Origin of the sequence: Microbacterium aurantiacum, from assembly GCF_040532595.1 — a bacterium.
GTDB lineage: Bacteria > Actinomycetota > Actinomycetes > Actinomycetales > Microbacteriaceae > Microbacterium > Microbacterium chocolatum_B.
Map to the genome: position 1 here is coordinate 121183 of NZ_JBEVYX010000001.1, position 25334 is coordinate 146516.

19 protein-coding genes and 1 tRNA gene are annotated in these 25334 nt (G+C 71.5%); 7 read left to right on the forward strand and 13 right to left on the reverse strand.

Features of this window, described 5'->3' with window-relative positions; genetic code table 11:
* Window positions 1–58: 58 nt before the first annotated feature.
* The 3 genes from ABXJ56_RS00610 to ABXJ56_RS00620 form a co-directional block, all read right to left on the reverse strand.
* The gene (locus tag ABXJ56_RS00610) at window positions 59–1093 is read right to left on the reverse strand and encodes a ribose-phosphate diphosphokinase (RefSeq protein WP_053548739.1); all 1035 of its coding nucleotides are present in this window, start codon (window positions 1091–1093) and stop codon (window positions 59–61) included.
* A complete protein-coding gene (glmU, locus tag ABXJ56_RS00615; protein WP_353997817.1) occupies window positions 1068–2543 on the reverse strand; it encodes a bifunctional UDP-N-acetylglucosamine diphosphorylase/glucosamine-1-phosphate N-acetyltransferase GlmU in 1476 nt (491 codons plus the stop codon). The genes ABXJ56_RS00610 and glmU overlap by 26 nt, the downstream gene beginning before the upstream one ends.
* 1 nt (window position 2544) lies before the next feature.
* Window positions 2545–2616, reverse strand: a tRNA-Gln gene (locus ABXJ56_RS00620).
* A 59-nt stretch (window positions 2617–2675) separates the two neighbouring features.
* Between ABXJ56_RS00620 and ABXJ56_RS00625 the strand changes: the two genes are divergently transcribed.
* Window positions 2676–3173, forward strand: a complete 498-nt coding sequence (locus ABXJ56_RS00625) for a MarR family winged helix-turn-helix transcriptional regulator (protein WP_353997818.1) — start codon at window positions 2676–2678, stop codon at window positions 3171–3173.
* Window positions 3174–3206: 33 nt separating this feature from the next.
* On the opposite strand, the gene ABXJ56_RS00630 is transcribed toward ABXJ56_RS00625, so the two are convergent.
* Window positions 3207–5003, reverse strand: coding sequence for an ABC-F family ATP-binding cassette domain-containing protein (locus tag ABXJ56_RS00630; protein WP_353997819.1), 1797 nt, complete (start codon window positions 5001–5003; stop codon window positions 3207–3209).
* Window positions 5004–5119: 116 nt separating this feature from the next.
* Here ABXJ56_RS00630 and ABXJ56_RS00635 point away from each other — a divergent pair, with 116 nt between their 5' ends.
* Window positions 5120–6820, forward strand: coding sequence for an FAD-dependent oxidoreductase (locus ABXJ56_RS00635; RefSeq protein WP_353997820.1), 1701 nt, complete (start codon window positions 5120–5122; stop codon window positions 6818–6820).
* Window positions 6820–7107: a metal-sensitive transcriptional regulator gene (locus tag ABXJ56_RS00640; protein WP_435404982.1), complete on the forward strand. Its 288-nt coding sequence runs from the start codon at window positions 6820–6822 to the stop codon at window positions 7105–7107. Before ABXJ56_RS00635 ends, ABXJ56_RS00640 begins: the two co-directional genes overlap by 1 nt.
* A gap of 13 nt (window positions 7108–7120) precedes the next feature.
* Here the strand turns inward: ABXJ56_RS00640 and ABXJ56_RS00645 are convergent, their stop codons facing one another.
* From ABXJ56_RS00645 to ABXJ56_RS00655, 3 genes are read right to left on the reverse strand one after another with little or no spacing between them, the layout of a single operon-like run.
* A complete protein-coding gene (locus tag ABXJ56_RS00645; RefSeq protein ID WP_353997822.1) occupies window positions 7121–8446 on the reverse strand; it encodes a GNAT family N-acetyltransferase in 1326 nt (441 codons plus the stop codon).
* A 40-nt stretch (window positions 8447–8486) separates the two neighbouring features.
* The gene (locus ABXJ56_RS00650; protein ID WP_353997823.1) at window positions 8487–9413 is read right to left on the reverse strand and encodes a 4-(cytidine 5'-diphospho)-2-C-methyl-D-erythritol kinase; all 927 of its coding nucleotides are present in this window, start codon (window positions 9411–9413) and stop codon (window positions 8487–8489) included.
* Entirely contained in the window at window positions 9410–10477 is a 1068-nt protein-coding gene (locus tag ABXJ56_RS00655; protein WP_353997824.1) for an aldo/keto reductase, read from the reverse strand. The genes ABXJ56_RS00650 and ABXJ56_RS00655 overlap by 4 nt, the downstream gene beginning before the upstream one ends.
* Window positions 10478–10601: 124 nt before the next feature.
* Between ABXJ56_RS00655 and ABXJ56_RS00660 the strand changes: the two genes are divergently transcribed.
* Window positions 10602–12188 (forward strand): stealth conserved region 3 domain-containing protein, encoded by a 1587-nt coding sequence (locus ABXJ56_RS00660; RefSeq protein ID WP_353997825.1) that lies wholly within the window; start codon window positions 10602–10604, stop codon window positions 12186–12188.
* On the opposite strand, the gene ABXJ56_RS00665 is transcribed toward ABXJ56_RS00660, so the two are convergent.
* Both ABXJ56_RS00665 and rsmA read right to left on the reverse strand, forming a co-directional pair.
* Window positions 12136–13056, reverse strand: a complete 921-nt coding sequence (locus tag ABXJ56_RS00665; protein ID WP_353997826.1) for a phosphodiesterase — start codon at window positions 13054–13056, stop codon at window positions 12136–12138. The genes ABXJ56_RS00660 and ABXJ56_RS00665 overlap by 53 nt on opposite strands.
* A gap of 91 nt (window positions 13057–13147) precedes the next feature.
* Window positions 13148–13999, reverse strand: coding sequence for a 16S rRNA (adenine(1518)-N(6)/adenine(1519)-N(6))-dimethyltransferase RsmA (gene rsmA, locus ABXJ56_RS00670; protein ID WP_353997827.1), 852 nt, complete (start codon window positions 13997–13999; stop codon window positions 13148–13150).
* A 64-nt stretch (window positions 14000–14063) separates the two neighbouring features.
* Here rsmA and ABXJ56_RS00675 point away from each other — a divergent pair, with 64 nt between their 5' ends.
* The gene (locus ABXJ56_RS00675; RefSeq protein ID WP_353997828.1) at window positions 14064–15512 is read left to right on the forward strand and encodes a sugar porter family MFS transporter; all 1449 of its coding nucleotides are present in this window, start codon (window positions 14064–14066) and stop codon (window positions 15510–15512) included.
* On the opposite strand, the gene ABXJ56_RS00680 is transcribed toward ABXJ56_RS00675, so the two are convergent.
* Genes ABXJ56_RS00680 through rsmI form a run of 3 tightly spaced genes read right to left on the reverse strand, consistent with a single transcriptional unit; the run spans window position 15494 to window position 18816 of the window.
* Entirely contained in the window at window positions 15494–16375 is an 882-nt protein-coding gene (locus tag ABXJ56_RS00680; protein ID WP_353997829.1) for a TatD family hydrolase, read from the reverse strand. The genes ABXJ56_RS00675 and ABXJ56_RS00680 overlap by 19 nt on opposite strands.
* Window positions 16376–16377: 2 nt before the next feature.
* Window positions 16378–17955 carry a methionine--tRNA ligase gene (gene metG / locus ABXJ56_RS00685; RefSeq protein ID WP_353997830.1) on the reverse strand — a complete coding sequence of 526 codons (1578 nt, stop codon included), beginning with the start codon at window positions 17953–17955 and terminating at the stop codon, window positions 16378–16380.
* Between the two features lie 9 nt (window positions 17956–17964).
* Window positions 17965–18816, reverse strand: coding sequence for a 16S rRNA (cytidine(1402)-2'-O)-methyltransferase (gene rsmI, locus ABXJ56_RS00690; protein ID WP_353997831.1), 852 nt, complete (start codon window positions 18814–18816; stop codon window positions 17965–17967).
* 22 nt (window positions 18817–18838) lie between these two features.
* Between rsmI and ABXJ56_RS00695 the strand changes: the two genes are divergently transcribed.
* Window positions 18839–20419, forward strand: coding sequence for a dolichyl-phosphate-mannose--protein mannosyltransferase (locus ABXJ56_RS00695; protein ID WP_353997832.1), 1581 nt, complete (start codon window positions 18839–18841; stop codon window positions 20417–20419).
* Between the two features lie 40 nt (window positions 20420–20459).
* Here the strand turns inward: ABXJ56_RS00695 and ABXJ56_RS00700 are convergent, their stop codons facing one another.
* The gene (locus ABXJ56_RS00700) at window positions 20460–21302 is read right to left on the reverse strand and encodes an aldo/keto reductase (RefSeq protein WP_353997833.1); all 843 of its coding nucleotides are present in this window, start codon (window positions 21300–21302) and stop codon (window positions 20460–20462) included.
* Window positions 21303–21379: 77 nt separating this feature from the next.
* Between ABXJ56_RS00700 and hrpA the strand changes: the two genes are divergently transcribed.
* Window positions 21380–25333, forward strand: coding sequence for an ATP-dependent RNA helicase HrpA (gene hrpA, locus ABXJ56_RS00705; RefSeq protein WP_353997834.1), 3954 nt, complete (start codon window positions 21380–21382; stop codon window positions 25331–25333).
* Window position 25334 lies beyond the last annotated feature (1 nt).

Sequence of the window (25334 nt, forward strand, 5' to 3'; positions counted from 1 at the left end):
CCATCCTCACATCGGACTCTATGCGCGGGCTCGGAGAGCCCGACCTCGCGGTGTCGTCTCAGGCGGCGCCGTCGAACATGCTCGTGACCGAGCCGTCCTCGAAGACCTCGTGGATCGCCCGCGCGAGCAGCGGGGCGATCGGCAGGATCGTGAGGCTCGGGAAGCGCTTGGCGTCGGGGATCGGGACCGTGTCGGTGACGACGACCTCGTCGATCGCGGGGCTCTGCAGACGCTCGGCCGCCGGGTCGCTGAAGATCGCGTGGGTGGCCGCGACGATCACACGCGTCGCGCCGTTGGCCTTGAGCGCCTCCGCCGCCTTCACGATCGTGCCGCCGGTGTCGATCATGTCGTCCACGAGGAGGCAGACGCGTCCCGAGACGTCTCCGACGATCTCGTTGACGGTCACCTGGTTCGCCACGTTCGGGTCGCGGCGCTTGTGGATGATCGCCAGCGGCGCACCGAGGCTGTCCGACCACGTGTCGGCCACGCGGACGCGCCCGGTGTCGGGCGAGACCACGGTCAGCTGCGCGCGGTCGTCCGCGCTGAGCGTGCGCTGGAAGTACTCGAGGAGGACGGGCTTGGCGAAGAGGTGATCGACCGGGCCGTCGAAGAAGCCCTGGATCTGGGCCGCGTGCAGGTCGACGCTCATCACGCGGTCGGCGCCGGCGGTCTTGAGCAGGTCCGCGACGAGGCGGGCGCTGATCGGCTCGCGCCCGCGGCCCTTCTTGTCCTGGCGCGAGTAGGGGTAATACGGAGCGACGACCGTGATGCGCTTCGCGGACGCGCGCTTGGCGGCATCCAGCATGATCAGAGTCTCCATCAGCCACTCGTTCACGGGCGGTCCGAAGCTCTGGATGAGGAACAGGTCGCATCCGCGGATCGACACCTGGAATCGCGTGAGCATCTCGCCCGACGCGAACGTGCGGTACTCGGTGGGGACGAGCTCGGTCCCGAGGGACTGCGCGACGTCCGCGGCGAGAGCGGGGTGCGAGGACCCCCGCGCCACGACCAGGCGCTTCTTCGTCTTCGCGATCAGCCCCGGGGCGATCTCGTTGTCCCGATCGAGCTCAACCGTTCTGTTCTTGCGACCCATCGTCCGCTTTCTGTGCGGACCGAGCCGTGGCCGCGGCCTGCGCGGCACCGGTACCCGGTCGGTTCTTCTCGACCCAGCCGTCGATGTTGCGCTGGGGGGCGACGCTCAGGGCGAGTGCCCCCGGCGGGACATCCTTGCGGATGACGGCTCCCGCTCCGGTCTTGGCGCCGTCTCCGATCCTAACGGGCGCGACGAAGACGTTGTGCGAGCCCGAGTGGACCTCGTCCCCGATCTCGGTACGGTGCTTCGTGACGTCGTCGTAGTTCGCCGTGATCGCGCCCGCGCCGAGGTTGACCCCGCGTCCGATGGTGGTGTCGCCGATGTACGACAGGTGCGGCACCTTGCTGCGTGCGCCGATGGTGGAGTTCTTCGTCTCCACGAAGGTGCCGATCTTCCCGCCGTCGCCGAGCTCGGTCCCGGGCCGCAGATAGGCGAACGGACCGACGGTGGCGTTCGCGCCGATCACGGCCAGGGTCGCGTCGGTGCGGGTCACGACCGCGTTCGCGCCGACCTCGCAGTCCACCAGCGACGTGTCGGGACCGATCGTCGCGCCCTCGTCGACGACCGTCGCGCGGAGGATGTGCGATCCGGGCAGCACCGTCACGTCGGGGGCGAGGGTGGCGGTGACGTCGATCCATGTGGTGGCGGGGTCGAGGATGCTCACTCCCTCCCGCTGCCAGTGCCGCACCGTGCGCGCGTTGAGAAGCCGGGCGGCGTCGCTCAGCTGGACGCGGTCGTTCACCCCGAGAGCGCTGTCGGCATCGGGCGCGGCGACGGCGGCCACCGCGTCGTCCGCCGCGCGGAGGAGCGCCACGACGTCGGTGAGGTACTTCTCGCCCTGCGCGTTCGCGGTGCCCACCCGGGTCAGCTCGCTGCGCAGGCGTGCGGCGGCGAAGACGTAGACGCCGGCGTTGATCTCCGTCACCGCGGCTTCGTCCGCCGTGGCGTCCTTCTGCTCGACGATGCGCGAGACCGTGCCGTCCGACGCGCGCAGCACGCGGCCGTACCCGGTGGCGTCGTCCAGGACCGCGGTCAGGAGCGTGGCGGCGGCACCCTCCGCCCGGTGCGCGTCGATGATCGATCGGAGCGTGCGTTCCTGCAGCAGCGGCACATCACCGGAGAGGACGAGGATGTCGCCCTCGAAGTCCTCGAGCGCGCCGAGGGCGAGCTCGACGGCACGGCCGGTGCCCGGGACCTCGTCCTGATCGACGATGCGGACGCCGGGCAGGTCGTCCCGCACGGCGGCTGCCACGAGGTCGCGCTCGTGGCGGACCACGGTCACCACGGCGTCGGGTTCGAGCTCCGCCGCCGTCGCGAGGACGTGGCCGACGAGCGTCCGCCCGCCGATGCGGTGCAGGACCTTCGGCAGGGACGACTTCATGCGCGTGCCCTGGCCGGCGGCGAGGACGATGACGGCCAGAGGCGCGTCGGAGGAAGGGTGGTGGGTCATGCTCCGCCGCCAGGATTCGAACCTGGTCCTCACAGCTCCAAAGGCTGTCGTGCTGCCGTTACACTACGGCGGACCGCGACCCCGCGGGCCGCCCGTCAAGTCTGCCAGACCCGGCGCGCCCATAATGGAGGGATGGCCAGCCAGACCGACGAGGTGGACCGGATCGTCGGTGCGTGGAGCACCCAGCGACCGGATCTGGATTTCTCCCCCCTCGAGGTCCTCTCCCGGGTGGACCGGCTCTCCCGGCACCTCGACCGCGCGCGCCGGGAGGCCTTCCGGCGCAGCGAACTGGAACCGTGGGAGTGGGACGTGCTGTCCGCCCTCCGCCGCGCGGGCGAGCCGTTCCAGCTCAGCCCCAAGCAGCTGCTCCAGCAGACGCTGGTGTCCTCGGGGACGATGACCAATCGCATCGACCGGCTCGTCGGCCGCCGACTGGTGCGCCGCGAGGCGGACCCGGACGACGGCCGCAGCGTCCTGGTCACCCTCACCGACGACGGACGGACGCGGGTGGATGCCGCCATCACCCGACTGGTCGACGCCGAGGCGCTGCTCCTCGCCGCGCTCTCCCGCGGGGATCGGGAACGCCTGGCGGGCCTGCTGCGGAAGCTGAGTCTCGGCTTCGACGGCTGAGCGCCTCGGCGTCCGGCGGCGTTCCGCCGCGGATCAGCCGATCTGCTCGGAGAGCGCGAACCAGCGCTCTTCGACCTCGTCACGCTCGGTCTCCCACGCGCCGATGCGCTCCATCTCGCGTCCGAGACCGACGTAGTCGGCCTGGTCGTGCTCGGCGAGGCCCGCCTTCGCCTCCGCGATCTGCCTCTCCAGCTTCTCCAGCCGCCGTTCGAGCGCGGCACTCTCCTTCTGCGCCGCGCGCAGGTCCGCGCCCGTCAGGCCGGGGGCGTCGGCGATCGGCGTTGCGCTCGACCGGGCGTCTGCCGGCTCGTCGCGCTGCCGCTGCCGGAGCCGGAGGTACTCGTCCACCCCGCCCGGAAGGTGACGTACCCGTCCCCCGAGGATCGCGTACTGCTGGTCGGTTACGCGCTCGAGGAAGTACCGGTCGTGCGAGACGACCAGGAGCGTCCCCGGCCACGAGTCGAGCAGGTCCTCCATCGCGGCGAGCATGTCGGTGTCGAGGTCGTTGGTCGGCTCGTCCAGGATCAGGACGTTCGGCTGCTCGAGGAGGATCAGCAGGAGCTGCAGACGCCGCTTCTGCCCACCCGAGAGGTCCTTCACCGGGGTGGACAGCTGGGCGCTGGAGAAGCCCATGCGCTCCAGCAGCTGCCCGGGCGTCAGCTCCTGCTCCTTGGAGCCGCTCCCGAAGCTGTAGGTCGTGCGGAGTCCGGCGATCACCACACGCACCGGATCGTCGAGATGCTGCTCGAGCTCGTCCAGCCGCTGGGTGAGGGTCGCCACCCGCACGGTCTTGCCCCGCTTGACCCGCCCGGTGGTCGGCTCGACCTCGCCCGAGACCAGGCCCAGCAGCGTCGACTTCCCGGCGCCGTTGACGCCGAGGATGCCGGTGCGCTCCCCCGGCGCGATCCGCCACTCGAACGGGTGCAGCACCGCGCGGTCGTCGTAGGAGACGCCGGTGTCGAGGAGGTCCACGACGTCCTTGCCGAGGCGGGAGACGGCGAGCGCGCGCAGCTGGGTGGCGTCGCGGATCTCCGGCTCGTCGGCGATGAGTGCGTTGGCGGCGTCGATGCGGAACTTCGGCTTCGAAGTGCGCGCGGGGGCTCCGCGGCGCAGCCACGCGAGCTCCTTGCGGGCGAGGTTCTGGCGACGCGCCTCGATGGCGGCTGCTTGCCGGTCGCGCTCGACGCGCTGCAGGATGTACGCCGCGTAGCCGCCGTCGAAGGGCTCGACGATGCGGTCGTGCACCTCCCACGTCCGCGTGCAGACCTCGTCGAGGAACCACCGGTCGTGGGTGACGACGAGCATCGCACCGGCCCCGGCGGGCCACCGGCGCCGCAGATGGTCGGCGAGCCACGCGATGGCCTCGACGTCGAGATGGTTGGTGGGCTCGTCGAGGAAGATCGCATCGTGATCGCCGACGAGGAGCGCCGCGAGCGCCACACGGCGCCGCTGACCGCCGGAGAGGTCGACGACCGGCGCGTCCCAGTCCAGATCGCCGAGGAGACCCGCGATCACCTCGCGCGTGCGGGCGTCGCCCGCCCACTCGTGCTCGGGGGTGTCGCCGACGACCGCGTGGGCGATGGTGTGGGTGTCGTCGAGGGTGTCACCCTGGTCGAGGACCCCGACGCGGACTCCGCCGCGGACCGTGACACGGCCGGCATCAGGCTCGAGTCGGCCGGCGAGCATCGCCAGCAGCGAGCTCTTGCCGTCGCCGTTGCGGCCGACGATGCCGATGCGGTCCCCTTCGTCGACGCCGAGGGAGACGGCGTCGAAGACGACCTTGGTCGGGAATTCCAGGTGCAGGGCCTCGGCCCCCAGCAGATGTGCCATGACCTCCCCAGCGTAGGCGAGTCCCCGCCGCGCGGCCGTCCCGTTGCACGAACAATACCCCCCGGGGTATGCTCGGATGAGGTCGGGACGACGGAACCCGACGTGAGGAGAAGACCATGCGCATCGTGATCGTGGGCGGCGTGGCCGCCGGGATGAGCGCCGCGGCGCGAGCGAGGCGCCACGACGAGACGGCCGAGATCATCGTTCTCGAACGCGGGCCGGAGGTGTCCTTCGCCAACTGCGGCCTGCCGTACCACGTCAGCGGGGAGATCGCCGACGCCGATTCGCTCCTGCTGCACACCCCGGCGTCTCTGCGGGCCACCCTCAACCTCGACGTGCGGTGCGGACACGAGGTGACGAAGATCGACCCGGAGGAGAAGACCGTCACGGTGGTCTCTTCGGCGGGCGTCGACACCCTCGCCTACGACGCCCTCGTCCTCACCCCCGGCGCGAGCGCCGTGCGACCTCCTCTCCCGGGGCTGGACTCGCCCCGCGTGAGCACGCTGCGCACCGTCGCGGATGCCGTGGGCCTGCGCGCCCGGGTCGATGACGGGGCGCGGCGCGCGGTGGTCCTCGGCGCCGGCTACATCGGGCTGGAGGCGGCGGAGGCGTTCCGTCACGCGGGCATCGACGTCGCCGTCGTCGAGATGGCGCCGCACGTCCTGCCCCCGCTGGAACGCGAGCTCGCCCACCTCCTCGACGAGGAGCTGCGCCGTCTCGGCATCCGGGTCCACGCGGGGGTGGCCGCCGAGCGCGTCGAACCCGGCGTCGGCGAGGACGTCGTCGTCCTCGGCGACGGCACGCGGGTGCCCGCCGACGTCATCGTTCTGTCGGTCGGGGTCCGCCCCGATACCGCCTTCGCGGTCGAGGCGGGCGTGGCGCACGAACGCGGCGCCATCGTCGTGGACGACCGCGGTCGCACCGACGTCCCGGGAATCTGGGCGGCGGGAGACGCGACCGTGAGCGTCGACGCGGTCACGGGCGCGCGTCGTCCGATCGCCCTGGCGGGCCCGGCGAACCGCGCCGGCCGTCTCATCGCCGACGACATCTTCGGACGCGATACGGGGCGCACCATCCCCGCCGGGCTCGGCACCGCGATCGTCCGGGTGGGCACGCTCACCGCGGCGATGACCGGCGCCAACCGCACCGCGCTGGAGAGCGCCGGCATCGCCCACCACACGCTGCACCTGCACCCTAATCAGCACGCGGGCTACTTCCCCGGTGCGGCTCCGATCCACCTGATGGTGCACGTGGCGAAGAAGGACGGCCTCCTCCTCGGTGCGCAGGCGGTGGGCGTCGAGGGCGTCGACAAGCGCATCGACGTCCTCGCCACCGCGATCCGGGCAGGGATCCCCGCGACGGATCTCATCGACCTCGATCTCGCGTACTCACCGCCCTACGGTCAGGCCAAGGATCCGGTGAACCTCACCGGCATGGTCGCCGAGAACGTCGCCGAGGGTCGACTGCGGCTCTGGTACGCCGAGGACCTCGACGCCGTCGCTGCGTCGAGCCTGATCCTCGACGTCCGCACCCCGGCGGAGTTCGCGTCCGGCCACATCCCCGGCGCCCTGAACATCCCGCACACCGAACTGCGTTCGCGCATCGACGAGGTGCGGTCCGCCGCATCCGGACGGCCCGTGCGGGTCCTCTGCGCGGCCGGGGTGCGCGCCAACATCGCCCACCGGATCCTCGTCGGGCACGGGCTGGACTCGGCGTCCCTGTCGGGCGGGATCCAGACACTCCGGCACTGGTACGGTGCCGAGATCGACCGGATCCTCACCCCTGACCAGACCGTCACCGAAGGAGCACGCGCATGATGATCACCGGCACCCCCGAGGAGCAGGCCGCCACCCGAAAGCGCATCGTCAACCGGCTCAAGCGCGCCCAGGGACAGCTTGCGGGCGTGATCTCCGCTGTGGAGAACGGCGGCGCCTGCCGCGACGTCGTGACCCAGCTCGCCGCGGTCGGCAGCGCCCTGGATCGCGCGGGCTTCGCCATCGTCTCTGCCGCGATGCGCGACTGCGTCGCCGACCCCGAAGCCACCCAGGAGGCCGAGGGCCTCACGCAGGAAGAGCTGGAGAAGCTCTTCCTGGCGCTCGCCTGACGCCGCCGCGGGGTCAGTACCAGATCGACAGACGCGGAGCCGTCGGCCAGGATAAGATGCGGCCGGCGGCTTCGGCATCCGTGGACCGGATCCGACCGGCGTATGCGAGGGTGGTCGCCGACACCCCGCCGAGGAACAGCGCCGAGAGCTCCTGCACACCGAGGGTGAGGTCCGCTGCGCCCGCGGGGACGTCGCTCCCCTCGAGCGGCGCCACGGTGGCCGCACCGTCCTCCGCCACCCGCAGCACCCAGCGCCCCGCGGCGTATCCGAGCGGATCGGTCACGTCCAGCACGACCACACCGGACGCGCCGTAGCGGCGGGCCGAGAGGCAGGCCGCGACGTCCAGGATGCGCACGTACTGGTGGTCTCGGACGGTCACCGTCGCCGCGCGCTGGTCGGCGAGCATCCAGCGGAGAGGCTCGTCGACGGCCAGCTGTTCCGCGGTGACCTCGGCGACGAGGTCCAGGGACAGCACGAATCGCCACAGCGCCGCGTAGGCGTCGGGGGTCTCGGCGAGCAGATAGTGCACATGGGCGCGCGAGGCGGCGAAGTCCTCGTGGTTCTCCGACACCGCATACACCAGCACGCCGCGGACCTCGCCGTGGCGGTCGGTGTACTGCACGGCACGCCGCTGCTCGGCCTTCTCGGCATCGGGACGCGTGCCCACGATCGAATCCCAGTGGCCGTCCGGCACGTCCACCTCGCCCGGAACCGCGAGGCGGATGCGCTCGTGCAGCGGTGCGATCCGCTCCCGCACGCGCTCCCGCGAGATGAAGTCGACCCGCCCGGAGGGGACCGGACCGATCCAGCCCGCGCGACGCGCGTCGATCCGCCAGGAGGCGCTGAACGCCGCCGGGGCGAATCCGTAGCGGCCGTAGAGCGGCGATTCGCTGACTGTGAGCATCGCCAGCGGGAAGCCGGTGGAATCCGCGACGTCGAGTTCCCCTTCGAGGAGCGCCCGGGCCACGCCGCGCCGGCGGTGGGTCGGCGAGACCGTCACCGACGAGATCGCGCACGCCGCGAGCGCCGCACCCCCGGGGACCGAGAGGGCGCCCCGCCACGACGCGAGCGTGGCGACCGGAGCGTCGGGATCCGGCGCGGCGGGGTCGTAGACGCCGGTCGCCCGGCGATAGCCGGATCGCTCGCGCACCGCCTCGATCTGTTCCGAGGAGCGGCTGCCGTCGAGGAAGCCGCGCGCGACGACCTGCAGCCACGCGGCGAAGGCATCGTCGGTCGTGGAGACGCGGCGGAGCTCCAGCCCCGCCGCGTCGAGCTTCGCGGCGGAGGGCGCGGAGACGGCGGCGGCGTGCAGGGCACGGGAGAGGGCGTCGTCGATCACCCCTCGATGCTACGCACACCCCCCCCCCGACAGTGCCGCGTCAGGGGGTGAGGAGGCGCGCGCCGGCCACCGGTCCGTGGACGTGGAGCGCGGTCAGGCCCGCGGCCGACAGCACGATCTGCACCTCGAGCGCCGCCTCGGGCGAGTCGGCGAGGAACGCCAGGGTCGGGCCGGACCCCGACACCATTCCGGCGAGCGCCCCCGCCTCCGCGCCGAGATCGAGGACACGGGCGAGGTCGGGGCGCAGCGACAGCGCCGCCTCCTGCAGGTCGTTGCGCAGATGCGGCGCCAGCACGTGCGCATCCCCGGTCCGCAGAGCCTGGAGCACCTCCGGCGCGACGGCGGGCGCGCCGGAGACCTCGGCACCGCCGCTCGCGCGCAGGGCATCGAGGTGTCCGTAGACCGCGGGGGTCGACAGTCCCCCCTCGGCCGGCACGATCACCCAGTCGAGGCGACCGGTGGCCAGGGCCGGGCTCAGCTCGTCGCCGCGCCCCGTCCCCACCGCCGTGCCCCCCATGAGGGCGAACGGGACGTCCGCGCCGAGCCGGGCCGCGAGCGCGTGCAGCGTCGCGTGCGGGAGGCCGGCGCCCCACAGCGCGTCGCACGCGACCAGCGCGGCGGCGGCATCCGCGGACCCTCCCCCCATCCCCCCGGCGACGGGGACGTCCTTCACGACCTCGAGATGCACACCGCCGCCGTAGCCGATCTCCGCGGCGAGGATGCGCGCCGCGCGCAGCGCGAGGTTCCGATCATCGACCGGGACGCCCGAGACGTCGACCGAGCCGCGCACGCTCATCGAGAAGCCCGGAGCCTCCACGGCCCGGATCTCCTCGCACAGGGAGACCGCCTGATACACCGACGCCACGTCGTGATAGCCGTCGGGCTGGACCTCGCCGACCTGGAAGAAGACGTTGAGCTTGCCGGGGGCGCGCACGCGCACGGCAGACAGGCTCGCCGCCTCGCTCATCGCGTGGCCGAATCCGACCACAGGTCGACGTCGATGCCGTCCGAGAGTGCGTCGATCCGCTCGATCTCCTCGACGGTGAAGGCGGGTCCGTCCAGCGCCGCGAGGTTCTCGTCGAGCTGCGCGGGTCGCGAGGCTCCGATGAGCGCCGAGGCGACCACCGGGTCGCGGAGCACCCACTGGATCGCCATCTGCGCGAGGGTCTGCCCGCGCTCGCGCGCGATCAGATCCAGGCTCTTCAGCTGGCCGCGCTGATCGTCGGTGAGGGCGATGCCGCGCATCGACGAGCGATCCTGCGCGCGCTCGGCCGTACCGCTTCCGAGGTACTTGTCCGTCAGGAGTCCCTGCGCGAGCGGGGTGAAGGCGATCGCCCCCATGCCCTCCTGCCGCAGGACGCCCGTCAGGGAGTCCTCGATCCAGCGGTTGAGGATGGAATACGCCGGCTGATGGATCACCAGCGGCGTGCCGAGGGAGCGGGCCACGGCCCTCGCCTCGACGGTGCGCTCGGCGCTGTAGGACGAGATACCGACGTACAGCGCCTTCCCCTGCCGGACGAGGGTGTCGAGCGCTCCCACGGTCTCCTCGATCGGCACCGTGTCGTCGACGCGGTGCGAATAGAAGACATCGACGTAGTCCACGCTCATGCGGCGGAGCGACTGCTCAGCACTGGCGAGGATGTACTTGCGCGAACCGCCCTCGCCGTAGGGCCCCTCCCACATCTCGTACCCGGCTTTGGACGACAGGATCAGCTCGTCCCGGTACGGCGCGAAGTCCTCCCGCATCATCCGCCCGAAGTTCGTCTCCGCGCTGCCGAAGGGCGGGCCGTAGTTGTTGGCGAGGTCGAAGTGGAAGATCCCGCGGTCGAAGGCGTGACGCAGGAGCGTCCGCTGGTCGGCGAAGGGGATGTTGTCGCCGAAGTTCCACCACAGCCCCAGCGAGATCGGCGGAAGGGTGAGGCCCGACGATCCCACGCGCCGGGGGACGACGCGGTCGTAGCGGTCCTCCGCCGCCGTCCAGGGCCGGTGCAGGTCTCCTCCGCGCGAGCGCGGTCGCGGTGATTCGGTCACCGCCCCAGGCTATCCACTGCAGCGTGCGGCGGGCACGGGGCGTGCGGAAACCTGCGCGTAACGACCGCCACGTATCGTTGCTCAGTCGGACCCGCACACGGCGGCGTCTCGAGAAGGAGGATTCGTGACCACACTGTCGGCTCTCCCCGCGCGGACCCACACCTGGACGACGCTCCTGGCGCGTCCCGACATCGTCGTCGACGCCGGGGTCCTGCATCTCGTCCACGACGATCTCGCCCCGCACGACGCGCGTCTGGCCGATCTGCTGTTCGTCACCGAGGTGCTCGAGGCTGCCGGGATCGACGTCCTGCTCATCCGGCACTCCCGTTTCCTGCCCGCCCTCGTCGTCGACGTCGCCGACGCGGAAGCGGCCTTCACGGCGCTCGCCGGCGCCTGCGGGCGCGAACCCCTGTACGCCAAGACGAAGGGGACGCCGCCGACCCTGGTCGCCGACGGTGCTCCGTTCCCGCAGAACCCCGCGACGGTGCGCCTGTACCGACCGCGCATCACCCCGTCCGGCAGCCTCCGCTACGGCGCCTCCCTCGCGGCGCACCTGGAGTTCTGGCGCTTCGGCGAGGACTGGATCGACGCGCCGCGCGACAACACCCTCACGCGCCGCACCACGGCGGCCGCCGACGTGTCCTTCGTCGAGGTCGAGCGGTACGGGCGCGCCTGGCGGACGATCGCGGGGATGTTCGACCCGCAGCCGCAGGAGGTCACCGAGGACGTGGACATCGTCTTCTCGTGGGTCGACGGCTCGGCCTCCGACTTCCAGCGCCAGCGCGCCGCGCAGATGGCGGAGTACGTCGTCGGCGAGGGGGATGACGGGCCCGCGCGCTACCGGCACGTGGACGAGCTGCGCTACGCACTGCGCAGCGTCCACATGTACGCCCCCTGGGTGCGGCGCATCTTCATCGCCACCGATTCGCCGGTCCCGGCATGGCTCGACGAGCACCCGAAGGTCACGGTCGTGCGGAGCGAGGAGTTCTTCGCCGACCCCGACGTCCTCCCCACTCACAACTCGCACGCCGTCGAGGCACAGCTGCACCGCATCCCGGGCCTCGCGGAGCACTTCCTGTACTCCAACGACGACATGTTCTTCGGCCGCCTCGTCGAACCGGAGATGTTCTTCACCCCGGGCGGCGTGACGAAGTTCGTCGAGTGCGACGTGCGCATCGGCGCAGGACCGACCGCGGTGCACCGCAGCGGCCACGACAACGGACTGCGGGTGAACCGTGCGCTGCTGGCGGAGCGCTTCGGGCGGACGATCGTGCGGGATTTGGAGCACTGCGCGACGCCGCTGCGTCGCAGCGTGATGTCCGAGCTCGAGGCGGCGTTCCCCGACGACTTCGCCCGGACGGCGGCCTCCCGCTTCCGCTCGGCCACCGACATCTCGGTCACCAACAGCCTGTACCACTACTACGCGATGATGACGGGGCGTGCGGTGTCCACCCGCGCACCGCGTGTCCGCTACGTGCAGACGACCCTCGCGCGGGGGCTCCGCCAGATGGACCGTCTCGCCGAGGGGGCGGACGTGGACATGTTCTGCCTCAACGACGGCGGCAACGCCGAGGTCCCCGAGGAGGTCCGGGTGCAGACGCTGCGCGCGGCGCTGGAGCGGATGTTCCCCGTGCGTGCACCGTGGGAGCGTCAGGAGCTCAGCGCAGCACCGTCGTCCGCCCGCTCGGCGCACCCCGCCGCGCAGCGCTGACCGGACCCACCCCCGCCTCCCGGAGACGACGCTGGGCCTCGCCGGGGTCGATGAACTCCAGGGTCCGCGGCGCATCGACGGGGACGACCGAGTGGACCACGGTGTCGTCGTAGACGTGCACCAGGTTGAACGCCTGCGCCCCGTCCTGCGGACGCGTGCCGCCGGTGGGGACCGTGAGGTCCTGCGCGTAGCAAGTGGATGACGCCACTGAGACCGGGATGCCGGCGACCGTCGCGAACGTCGAGTAGTGCAGGTGCCCGGCGATGATCGCCCGGACGTCCGTGCCGCGCACCACGCGCGCGAACGCGCGCTGGTCGCGGAGCTCCACGCTGGAGGCGAGCGGCAGCACGCTCGGCACGGGCGGGTGGTGCATCGCGATGATGGTCCCCAGCGGCGCGGGAGTCGACAGAACCTCGGCGAGCCACGCGAGCTGCGCGGCCGAGACCTCGCCGTGGTGGCTGCCGGGGACGGTCGAATCCAGGGTGATCAGGCGCAGCCCGTCGAGCTCGTCGACCCGGTCGTACACGCCCGTGTCCGACGCATCGCCGTCGAGGAGCTGCGCACGGAAGGCACCGCGGTCGTCGTGGTTGCCCATCACCCAGAACACGCGCGCCGACAACGACGCCGCGAGGGGTTCGACCATGCGCCGCAGCTCCGCGTACGCCGCGGGCTCGCCGAGATCGGCGAGATCACCCGTGAAGACGACGGCGTCGGGCCGCACTCCGGAGGAGGAGATGACGCGGAAGGCGCGCTCCAGCCGGGCGGTCGCGTCGACGGAGTCGAACAGGCGCACGCCGGCGGCGCGCAGGTGGGTGTCGCTGATGTGCAGGAGGACGCGTTCGGGCGCCGGGTGCTCTGCGGTGCGCATGGCCGGAATGTTACCGGCATGTTTCGTCGCGCCGGCGAGCAGACAGGCCGGACAGCGTGAACGTTCGGCGAACGTTGCGTAAGGGCTCAGCTCACGCGGAGCCGGCGACCTCCGCGATGCGGACGAAGTCCTCGACGGAGAGCTCCTCGCCGCGTGCGGTGGCGGCGACCCCGGCGGCTTCCAGCCGAGCCGATGCCGCGGCCGCTGTTCCGCCGAGGACACCGGACAGCGCCTGGCGGAGCATCTTCCGGCGCTGCTGGAAGGCGGCGTCCACCAGGGCGAACGTCCGTCGACGGAGGTCCTCGGAGCCGCGCGCCTGCGGATCGCGACGGAACGCCACCAGCACGCTGTCAACGTTCGGGACCGGCCAGAACACCTGCCGGGAGACCGTGCCCGCGAGCCGCCACGCGCCGTACCAGGCGGCCTTCACGCTCGGCGCGCCGTAGGTCTTCGACCCGGGAGGCGCCGCGAGACGCTCCCCCACCTCCGCCTGCACCATGACCACCCCGCGCTCCAGGTGCGGGAACGTCTCGAGGAAGTGCAGGAGGACCGGCACCGAGACGTTGTACGGGAGGTTCGCCACGAGCACCGTGGGGTCGCCCGGGAGCTCTCGCACGCGCAGCGCATCCGCGTCCACCACGGTCAGGGCATCGGGGGCGACGCCGTGCGCGGCGGCCGTCTCGGGGAGCCGTGCGGCGAGGCGATGGTCGATCTCGACCGCGGTGACCGATGCTCCGACCTCGAGGATCGCCAGGGTGAGCGACCCGAGACCGGGTCCCACCTCCACCACCCGCTCGCCCGTGCGCACGCCCGCGACCTGCACGATCTTGCGGACGGTGTTGGCGTCGACGACGAAGTTCTGCCCCAGCTTCTTGGTGGGGGTGACCTCGAGTTCGGCCGCGAGCGCGCGGATCTCACCGGCGCCGAGAAGCTGGACGGGCATGGTCTCCACCCTAGTTGCGCGCCGAAGCTCCCCCCGCGCCCGGGGAAGGACTACGGTTCCGGATATGACTTCTCCCCTGCCCACGTCGGCGTTCTCGTTGAAGAGTCCCTTCGGTCGGCGGGCGGTGGCCCTGTCCATCGCCGCCGCAGTGGGCGGGTTCCTGTTCGGCTTCGATTCGTCCGTCATCAACGGTGCGGTGAACTCGATCGAGTCCCAGTTCGGTCTGACCTCGATCACCACCGGGTTCGTGGTCGCCGTGGCCCTCCTCGGCTGCGCATTCGGCGCGGTGCTCGCCGGCATCCTGAGCGACCGGTGGGGGCGCCTGCGGGTGATGCTCATCGGCGCCGTGATGTTCTTCGTCAGCGCGCTCGGCTCGGGGCTCGCCTTCACCGCGATCGATCTGACCTTCTGGCGCCTCGTCGGCGGCATCGGCATCGGCATCGCCTCGGTGGTCGCACCCGCCTACATCGCCGAGGTCGCACCGCGCCAGATCCGCGGAACGCTGGGGTCCCTCCAGCAGCTCGCGATCACCCTCGGCATCTTCGCCGCCCTGCTCTCCAACGCGGTCCTCGCCGGGGTCGCCGGCGGCGCCTCCGACACGCTGTGGCTGGGGCTGGAGGCCTGGCGTTGGATGCTGCTGGTCGAGGCGGTCCCCGCGCTCGTCTACGGGCTGCTGGCCCTGAAGATGCCGGAGTCCCCGCGGTTCCTCATCGCCCAGGGCAAGCCCGAGGAGGCCCGCGCGATCTTCGCCAAGCTCGTGCCGGAGGTCGACCTCGATCAGACGATGCGGGAGCTCCAGCAGCGGATCGTGACCGACCGCAAGAACTCGGGGGTGTCGCTGCGCGGCCCCCGCTTCGGTCTCCAGCCCATCGTCTGGGTCGGCATCATCCTGTCGGTGTTCCAGCAGTTCGTCGGCATCAACGTGATCTTCTACTACTCCACGACGCTGTGGCAGTCGGTCGGCTTCGACGAGTCGTCCTCGTTCGGCATCAGCGTGTTCACCTCGGTGATCAACGTGCTGGTGACGCTCGTGGCGATCTTCCTCGTCGACCGTGTGGGCCGCAAGCCCATCCTCCTCAGCGGCTCACTCCTCATGGCGCTCTCGCTCGGCACGATGGCCCTGTGCTTCGCGTTCGCGACGACGGATGCCGAGGGAGCCGTGTCGCTCCCCGCACCGTGGGGCCCCATCGCCCTCGTCGCGGCGAACCTGTTCGTCATCGGCTTCGGCGCGTCGTGGGGGCCGCTGGTGTGGGTGCTCCTCGGCGAGATCTTCCCGAGCCGCATCCGCGGGAAGGCCCTCGGGGTCGCGGCGGGCGCGCAGTGGATCGCGAACTTCCTCATCACCGTCAGCTTCCCCGCGATGTCGTCGTGGTCGCTGCCGGTCACCTACGGGATGTACGCCGCGTTCGCGGCCCTGTCGTTCTTCTACGTGCTGGTGCGGATCCCCGAGACCAAGGGGATGGAGCTGGAGCAGACCGAGACGCTGTTCGTCCGTCAGTCGAAGTCGCCGTAGACCGCGAGCGTGTTCGCGGCGATCTGCGCGCACAGCTCGTCCAGATCGACCCCGAGCTCGGCGGCGAGGAAGCGGACCGTGACCGGGATGAGGTAGGGCGCGTTCGGGCGTCCGCGGTGCGGGGTCGGTGTCAGGAACGGCGCGTCCGTCTCGACCAGGATCCTCTCGCGCGGGGTGACGGCGAGCGCGTCGCGGAGGTTCTGCGCGTTCTTGAACGTCACGTTCCCGGCGAAGGAGAGGTAGTAGCCGCGGTCGGCCGCGATGCGCGCCATGGCGGCGTCGCCGGAGAAGCAGTGGAAGACCGTGCGTTCAGGCGCGCCGACGCGCTCCAGGGTGGCGAGCACCTCGTCGTGCGCGTCTCGATCGTGGATCTGCATCGCGATGCCGTGGGCCGTGGCGAGGGCGATGTGCGCCTCGAAGCTCTCGTACTGGGCGGGGAGGCCGTCCTCGTCGGTGCGGAAGAAGTCCAGCCCCGTCTCGCCGATCGCGCGCACGCGAGGCTCCGACGCGAGCGCGTCGATGACGGCGATCGCCTCGTCGAGGCGTCCCGCGGCCTTGTACGCGGGCGCCTCGTTGGGGTGGATAGCCACGGCGGCGAGCACCCTCGGGTGGGATGCCGCGGCCCACGCCGACCACCGGCTGGAGTCGATGTCGCCGCCGGCCTGCACGACGCCGATGACGCCGACCTCGTCCGCACGGGCGAGCTGCGCCTCGAGATCCAAGGGCTCGTCGCCGTCGACGATCTCGAGGTGCGCGTGATTGTCGTACACCGGCACCGGGAGCGGCTCGGGCGCCGACGGCCACCGGACGTCGCGACGCCCCTCCTGCGTGCGCTCTCGCACGTACCCGCTCGGATCGGTCATCGTCAGACGGACTGCTCCACGCGGGGGAAGAGCGGTGCGAGACCGTTGACGCTCGTTCCGGGCCGGAGCACGCCCCACGCGCCGGCCTCGCGGATCGGCTGATCCTGCAGGCGTCCGATCGTCTCGGCGGCGCCGAGCGCGATCCAGAGCTTCTCGGTGGACTCCGGCATCACCGGCGACAGCAGCACCGCCAGCGCGCGCAGGCCCTCGGCGGCCGTATAGAGCACCGTCTCCAGGCGCGGCCGACGCTCGGGATCCTTGGCGAGCGCCCACGGCTCGTTCTCGGTGATGTAGAGGTTCAACGCGTCCACGATCGTCCAGATCGCCGCGATCGCCTCGTCGACCCGGAATCGCTCGATCGCGGCATCCGCGGCAGCCGCCGCCTCGGCGACGATCCGCTGGATGCGCAGATCGCCCTCCTCGTAGGAGGCCGCGGGCGGGATCACGCCCTCGAAGTAGCGCTCGATCATCGCCGTGGTGCGCGACGCGAGGTTGCCGAACCCGTTGGCGAGCTCCGCCTGGTACCGGGCCGAGAGGTCCTCCCACGAGAACGATCCGTCCTGTCCGAACGCGATCGCCGAGAGGAAGTAGAACCGGTAGGCGTCGGAGCCGAAGACGTCGGTGATCTCGGTGGGCGCGATACCGGTCAGCTTCGACTTGGACATCTTCTCGCCGCCCACCAGCAGCCAGCCGTGGGCGAAGACCCCGCGGGGCACCTCGACACCGGCGGCCATCAGCATCGCGGGCCAGATCACGGCGTGGAAGCGCAGGATGTCCTTCCCCACGACGTGATAGGCCGGCCAGCGACGATCGAACTCGTCCGGCTCGGCGCCGTACCCGACGGCGGTCGCGTAGTTCAGCAGCGCGTCCACCCACACGTAGATGACGTGGGACTCGTCCCACGGGACGGTGATGCCCCAGTCGAACGTGGACCGCGAGATCGAGAGGTCCTTCAGACCGTTCTTCACGAAGGAGACGACCTCGTTGCGGGCGGACTCGGGCCGGATGAAGTCGCGGCGGCTCGCGTAAAGCTCCAGCAGACGGTCTCCGAACTCGCTCAGCTTGAAGAAGTAGTTCTTCTCCTGGAGGAGCTCGAGGGGCTTGGAGTGGATCGCGCACACCTTCAGCCCGTCGAACGGTCCGGTGCCGTCGACGATCTCGGATTCGGTCTTGAACTCCTCGCAGCCTACGCAGTACAGCGCCTCGAACTCGCCCGCGTAGATGTAGCCGCGGTCGTGGATCGCCTGCACGAACTTCTTCACCCGCTCCTCGTGACGCTCCTGCGTCGTGCGGATGAAGTCGTCGTTGGCCACGTCGAGGGTCTCCAGCAACGGGAACCACGACTCCGAGACGAGCTTGTCGACCCACTCCTGGGGCTGCACGCCGTTCGCGGAGGCGGCGCGCATCATCTTCTGGCCGTGCTCGTCGGTGCCGGTGAGCATCCAGGTGTCGTCACCGGCCTGACGGTGCCAGCGCGCCAGGGTGTCGACGGCGACCGTGGTGTACCCGTGCCCGATGTGCGGGACATCGCTCGGGTAGTAGATCGGCGTCGTGATGTAGAAGGATCGGCCGGTGCTCACCAGGGAATTCTAGTTCGGTCCCGCGGGCGCCCCGTCGTCGTGACGATCCGGCGCCGTCAGGGCCGCCTGGTACAGATCGCGGCGCGTGTGGCCGGTGTGCGCGGCGACGTCGACCGCCGCCTCCTTCAGGCGGATGCCGGATGCGACCTGGGCCCGCACCTGGGCCACGGCGTCGGCGAAGGTGACCTCGCGCGCCGGCGCACCCTCGATCACGAGGACGACCTCCCCGCGCACCCCCTCGCGCGCACGCTCGGCGATTTCGGCGGCCGTCCCCCGCAGGACCTGCTCGTACATCTTCGTCAGCTCGCGGGCGAGCGCCACCCGGCGATCGGATCCGAACACCTCGGCGATGTCGGCGAGCGACGCCGCGACGCGCGACGGCGAGTCGAAGAAGACCATCGTCCTCGCCTCGGCGGCCAGTCGGCGGAGCACGGTGCTCCGCTCCGCGGATTTCCGCGGCAGGAAGCCTTCGAACGCGAACCGGTCGGTGGGGAGTCCCGACAGCGCGAGCGCGGTGAGGACGGCGCTCGGGCCGGGGAGGGCCGTCACCCCCACGCCCGCCGCGATCGCCGAGGCGACCACGCCGTAGCCGGGATCGCTGACGGTCGGCATCCCCGCGTCGCTCAGGAGCAGCACGTCCGCGTCGCGCGCGAGTTCGACGATCTCGGCCGCGCGCTCCTTCTCGTTGTGGTCGTGCAGGGCGACCAGACGCGGCCGGTGGGTCACCCCGAGGGCGGCGAGGAGGCGCTGGGTGGTCCGGGTGTCCTCGGCGGCGATGACGGGGACCGCGCCGAGGGCCTCCACGAGCCGCGCCGAGGCGTCCCCCAGATTGCCGATGGGGGTCGCCGCGAGGATGATCACCGGTCCAGCCTAGACTTGGCGGGTGACGCACGCCGGGCTCGAGACGCACGCGGGGACGGCGCGACCGAGCGTCTACGACCGGTGGCGCATCCGTCTCGGGGAGCCCCGGGTCCTCCGTGTCGCGGAGTGGGCCGCCCCGCTCGCGCTCACCGTCCTCGCCGGCATCCTCCGGCTGTGGAATCTCGGGCACCCGCACGCGCTGGTGTTCGACGAGACCTACTACGTCAAGGACTCGTGGAGCCAGTGGAACCTCGGCTACTCGGCGACCTGGCCGGACGACGTCGACGATCGCTTCGTCGCCGGCGAGACGGGGCTGTTCGGATCCGACGGCAGCTTCGTGGTGCATCCCCCGCTCGGGAAGTGGATCATCGGCGCCGGCATGGCGCTGTTCGGCGCGGAATCCTCCGTCGGCTGGCGGATCGGCGTGGCGGTCGTGGGGACCCTCACCGTCCTCGCGGTCTACCTCCTGGCGCGCTCGCTCACCGGGTCCGTCGTCTTCGCGTCGGTCGCCGGTCTCCTGATGGCGATCGACGGCATGGCGATCGTGATGAGCCGCGTGGCGCTCCTCGACGGCATCCTGACCTTCTTCCTCGTCCTGGCGTTCTGGTTCGTGGCGCTCGACCGCGCGCAGCAGGACCGGAGGGCCGCCGCGCGGCGGCTCCTCGACGCGGATGCCGATCCCCCGGCGTGGGGACGGCTCAGCGTCGACCGCCCCTGGGTGCTCGCGGCGGGCGCGGCGCTGGGCGCGGCGAGCGCGGTGAAGTGGTCGGGACTGTACGTGCTCGCCGCGGTGGGGCTGTACCTGGTCGTCATGGACGCCCTCGCGCGCCGACGCGCGGGCGTGACCTTCTGGCCGAGCGACGCGGTCTTCCGCCAGGGTCCGGTGACCTTCCTCCTGCTCGTGCCGATCGCGGGCCTGGTGTACCTCATGTCGTGGAGCGGGTGGCTCCTGACCGCGGGCGGCTACGGCCGCACGTCGACCGCCGTCCCCGCACCTCCCGGGGATCTCTTCGGTGCCCTCGCGAACCTGTGGACCTACCACCAGGGCATCTACGGCTTCCACGTGGATCTGTCGACGCCGCACAGCTACCAGAGTCCGGCATGGGCCTGGCTGCTCCTGCTGCGGCCGACGGCGATGTACACCTTCAGCTCGGCTGCGGGGGATGCCGGCTGCCCCGGACCCGGCGACTGCATCGCCACGGTCTCGAGCATGCCCAACCCGGTCATCTGGTTCGCCGGCGTCATCGCCGTGGGGTATCTCCTCATCCGCCTGGTGCGGCGCCCGACGCCGGGACCCGCCCTTGTGATCCTGGGTGTCGCGGCGACGTTCGTGCCGTGGCTGCTCTATCCCGAGCGGACGATCTTCCAGTTCTACGCGGTGGCGATGCTGCCGTTCCTGATCCTGGCGCTGACCTACGCCCTGCGCGACATCCTCGGTCCCCCCGACGCCGGCGCGCATCGGCGCACGACCGGGTTCGGGCTCGTGGCGGTCTTCCTCGTGGCCGCCGTGGCGATGTCGGCGTTCTGGTACCCCATCCTCACCGCCGTCACCGTGCCCTACGACTTCTGGCGGATCCACTACTGGTCGGTCGGCGCGATCTGACGCGCCGACCGACCAGTAGTGGGTCCCCGTCGCGCGAGGGTCAGTTGACCTCGTCCGGGTGGGCGCTGACGCGACCGGAGCCGTCGCCCGGGTCCATCGCGTCGATCGCGGCGACCTCGTCGGCGCTCAGCGCGAAATCGAGCACGTCGAGGTTCTCGGCGAGGCGCTCGCGACGGACCGACTTCGGGAAGACGATGAAGCCCTTCTGCAGGTGCCACCGCAGCACCGCCTGCGCCGGGGTCTTGCCGTGCGCGGCGGCCGCGGCGGCAACGGGCTCGGCGCCGAACAGGTCGTACTTGCCCTGGCCGAGCGGGCCCCAGGACTCGATCGCGACGCCGTGGTCGGCAGCCCAGTCGGTGATCTCGCGCTGCTGATAGGCCGGGTGCAGCTCGATCTGGTTCACGGCGGGGACGACCCCGGTCGCCGCCACGATGCGCTCCAGGTGCGGGACGAGGTGGTTGGACACGCCGATGCTGCGGGTGAGGCCTGCCTCGCGGAGGGTCACCATCTGCTCCCACGCGTGGACGTAGTCGTCCTTCGCGGGCGTCGGCCAGTGCACGAGATACAGGTCGACGAACTCGAGGCCGAGTCGGCCGAGGCTCTCGGCGATGGCGTGCTGCGGTTCGTCGCCGTGATGGCGGTCGTTCCAGAGCTTCGTCGTGACGTAGAGCTCGTCGCGGGCGATGCCGCTCTTCGCGATCGCCGCGCCCACGCCCTCCTCGTTGCCGTAGATGGCGGCGGTGTCGATGTGGCGGTAGCCGAGCTCGAGGGCCTCCGTGACGGCGCGCTCCGCGTCGTCGGCCGGGACCTTGAACACGCCGTAGCCGAGCTGGGGGATGCGGTGACCGTCGTTGAGGGTCACCGTGGGAATCGAATCGGTCATGACGACACCCTAGGACGGGGCCGTCGACCTCGACGGGCGGAGACATCGCCCCCGTCCGCACGATACGATCGAAGGCTATGTCTTCGCCCGCGCCCGTGATCTCCTATCCGCCGGAGCTCCCCGTCAGCGCCGCACGGGACGAGATCGCCGACGCCGTCGCGCGGCATCAGGTCGTCATCGTCGCCGGGGCGACCGGATCGGGCAAGACGACGCAGCTGCCGAAGATCTGCCTCGACCTCGGACGGCAGAAGATCGCGCACACCCAGCCGCGCCGGATCGCGGCACGCACGATCGCGGAGCGCATCGCGGAGGAGCTCGCCGTTCCGCTCGGGACGACCGTCGGCTACAAGGTGCGCTTCACCGACAACGTCTCCGCCGACACCTCGATCGCGCTGATGACCGACGGGATCCTGCTCAACGAGATCCATCGCGATCGGCTGCTCTCCCGATACGACACGATCATCGTCGACGAGGCGCACGAGCGCTCGCTGAACGTCGACTTCCTCCTCGGCTACCTCCATCGACTGCTCCCCCGCCGCCCCGACCTGAAGGTCATCATCACCAGCGCGACGATCGACCCGGAGAGCTTCGCCGCGCACTTCGCCGCGGCCGACGGCACCCCCGCGCCGATCATCGAGGTCTCGGGGCGCACGCACCCGGTCGAGATCCGCTACCGCCCCCGGGAGGCTCCGGCCCCGGGCGAAAGCGAGGGCGACTCCGGCGACGACGTGGACGGTATCCTCCGCGCCCTCCGCGAGCTCGATCGCGAACCCGCGGGGGATGTCCTGGTGTTCCTTCCGGGCGAGGCGGAGATCCGCGACGCGGTGGATGCCGTCCGCGGCATGTACGCGAAGGATGCCGCGCCCACCGAGGTCCTCCCTCTCTACGGACGTCTCAGCGCCGCCGATCAGCACCGGGTCTTCGAGCGATCGGGCGTCGCGGGCGTCCGCCGCCGCGTGATCCTGGCCACGAACGTCGCCGAGACGAGCCTGACGGTGCCGGGGATCCGCTACGTCATCGACACGGGCACGGCGCGCATCTCGCGGTACTCGGCTCGCAGCAAGATCCAGCGACTCCCGATCGAACCGATCTCGCAGGCCTCCGCGCAGCAGCGCTCCGGGCGCGCCGGACGCACGAGCCCGGGCGTCGCCATCCGCCTGTACGGCGAGGACGACTTCGTCACGCGCGACGAATTCACCGATCCCGAGATCCTCCGCACGTCGCTGGCAGCCGTCATCCTGCAGATGCTCGCCCTCGGGTTCGGCGACATCGAGCGGTTCCCCTTCCTCACGCCCCCCGACTCGCGCGGGGTGAAGGCGGCGTTCGACCTCCTTCGCGAACTCGGCGCGGTGACGTCGGGGACACGCGGCGAGAACCGCCTCACCGACATCGGTCGCGAGATCGCGCGGCTCCCGATCGATCCGCGGTTCGCACGCATGCTGCTGCAGGCCAGAAAGGACGGGGTGCTCCCGGCGGTGCTGGCGATCGTCTCCGGCATGTCGATCCAGGACGTCCGCGAGCGCCCGGAGGAGCGGCGCGAGGAAGCGGATCGACTGCACGCGCGCTTCGCCGATCCGACCAGCGACTTCCTGTCGCTCCTGAACCTCTGGAACCACCTGCGCGAGAAGCAGGACGAGCTGGGATCGAGCGCGTTCCGGCGCCTCTGCCGCTCCGAGCACCTCAACTACGTGCGGGTGCGGGAGTGGTCCGACGTCCATCGCCAGCTCACCCAGCTCCTCCGCCCCACCGGTGACGAGCGCCGCGAGCCGCGCGTCGCACCGGCGGATCCGGATGCCGTGCACCGCGCGATCCTGGCTGGCCTCCTCTCGCACATCGGCGTGCTCGACGAGCGCTCGGGCCCCAAGGGCGCCCCCGCCCGCGGCGCCGGAGCCGGCCGCGGCAAGCCGCCGGGGGCGGAGTACCTCGGCGCGCGCGGGGCGCGGTTCGCGATCTTCCCGGGGTCGGGGCTGAAGAAGAAGCGCCCCGCCGCGCTCATGGCCGCCGAGCTCGTCGAGACCTCGCGGCTGTACGCCCGCACGGTCGCCGTGATCGATCCGGCGTGGGCCGAGTCGCTCGCGGGCGACCTCGTCCGCCGCCAGCTGAGCGAGCCGCATTGGTCGCAGACCGCGGGCGCGGCGTCGGTCTACGAGAAGGTGACCCTCTTCGGCGTCGAGATCATCGCGCGTCGGCGCGTGCAGCTCGCGCGATTCGACCGACCTCTGGCACGCGAGATGTTCCTGCGGCACGCCCTCGTCGACGACGAGTGGGATCCGAGCGGCCTCGACAAGCGCGCGAGCGCGTTCCACCGCCGCAATCATGAGCTCCGCCGCCGCCTCGAACGTCTCGAGGAACGCCAGCGACGACGCGACATCCTGGTCGGCGACGAGGCGGTGTTCCGCTTCTACGACGCCCGGATCCCGCGCGACGTGTTCGACGTCCGCTCGTTCGAGGCGTGGTGGAAGGAGCACTCGGTCCGCGCGCCGCGCCTGCTCGACATGAGCGAGGCCGATCTCGTCGACGAGGCCTCGCGGGGTGACGAGCGCGACTTCCCCGGGCGATGGACGCAGGGTGATCAGGTGCTGAGCCTCGCCTACCGCTTCGAGCCGGGTGCAGAGGACGACGGCGTCACCGTCGTCGTCCCGATCGCCCTCCTGGCCACCCTCCGCCCCGACGGATTCGACTGGCAGGTCCCGGGCATGCGGGACGAGCTGATCACCGCACTCCTGCGGGCTCTCCCCAAGGCGATCCGGCGTCATGTCGTCCCCGCCGGGGACTGGGCGTCGACGTTCGCCGCGGAGTTGCGCGGACAGGGACCCGAGGATTACGACGGGCTCCCGCCGGATCCGCTGCGCGCGGCCCTCGCGCAGCGGATCCGACGCGTGGCGCATCAGCCCGTGACCGCCGACGATTTCGAGTCCGATCGCGTGCCCACGCACCTGCAGGTCACTTTCCGGGTCGTCGACGGCCGCGGGCGCGTGCTCGGACGCGACACGGATCTGAGCGCACTGCAGTCCTCGCTCTCCGCCCGGGCCCGCGAAGAGGTCTCCCGCTCCCTCTCCCGCCCCGTCCCGGCCACGCCGTTCGCCCGGGGCGGCGCGCGCGGCCCCGGCGGACGCGCCGCCGACGCGCCGACCGATGGGCCGGCGTTCGCCGAGCAGTCCGGCCTCACCTCCTGGCCGATGGACACCCTCCCGGAGGTCGTGGACACCCGCGTCGCCGGGGGCGTCGTCCGTGGCTACCCCGCGATCGTCGACGACGGAGCGACGGTGTCCCTGCGGGTGGAGTCGACGCCCGACCGCGCGCGGGAGGCCACGCACCGCGGCATCCGTCGACTGCTGCTGCTCGCGGTGCCCTCGCCCGCCACGTACGTGCTGGACCACCTGACGTCGGCCGAGAAGCTGGCGCTCGCCGCCTCCCCCTACCCCTCGGCGAAAGCCCTCGTGGAGGACTGCCGTGTCGCCGTCGCCGACACCGTGCTGCGGACCGCGGCTCCGGACGGCGTGGTCCGCACCCGCGCGGAGTTCGACCGCGTGCGGGACGCCCTGTCGGCGGTCGTCGTCGATGAGACGTTCCGGGTGGTCTCGCTGACGGCGAAGATCCTCGTCGCCGCCCGCGACGTCGAACGCGGCATCCGCGAGCGCAACTCCCTCACACTCCTTTCCGCCCTCGGCGATGTGAAGGCCCAGCTGGCGGGGCTCGTCTTCCCCGGTTTCGTCTCGCGCACCGGCACCGCCCGGCTCACGCACCTCCCGCGCTACCTGCGTGCGGCGCGGGAGCGTCTGGACGGGATGGCGGACAACCCGGGCCGCGACCGGCAGCGCCAGACCGAGTTCCAGCGGGCCGCGGCGCTCTACGCCGACGCGGGCGGTGCGGTCCCCCTCCCGGAGAACACGTCGCGCGAACTCGCGAACGCACGGTGGCTGCTCGAGGAGTACCGGGTCAGCCTCTTCGCCCAGGCGCTCGGGACCGCCGAGCCGGTGTCGCTGCCCCGCATCCAGAAAGCGCTGCGGCCGGACGCCGCGTCCCGCTGAC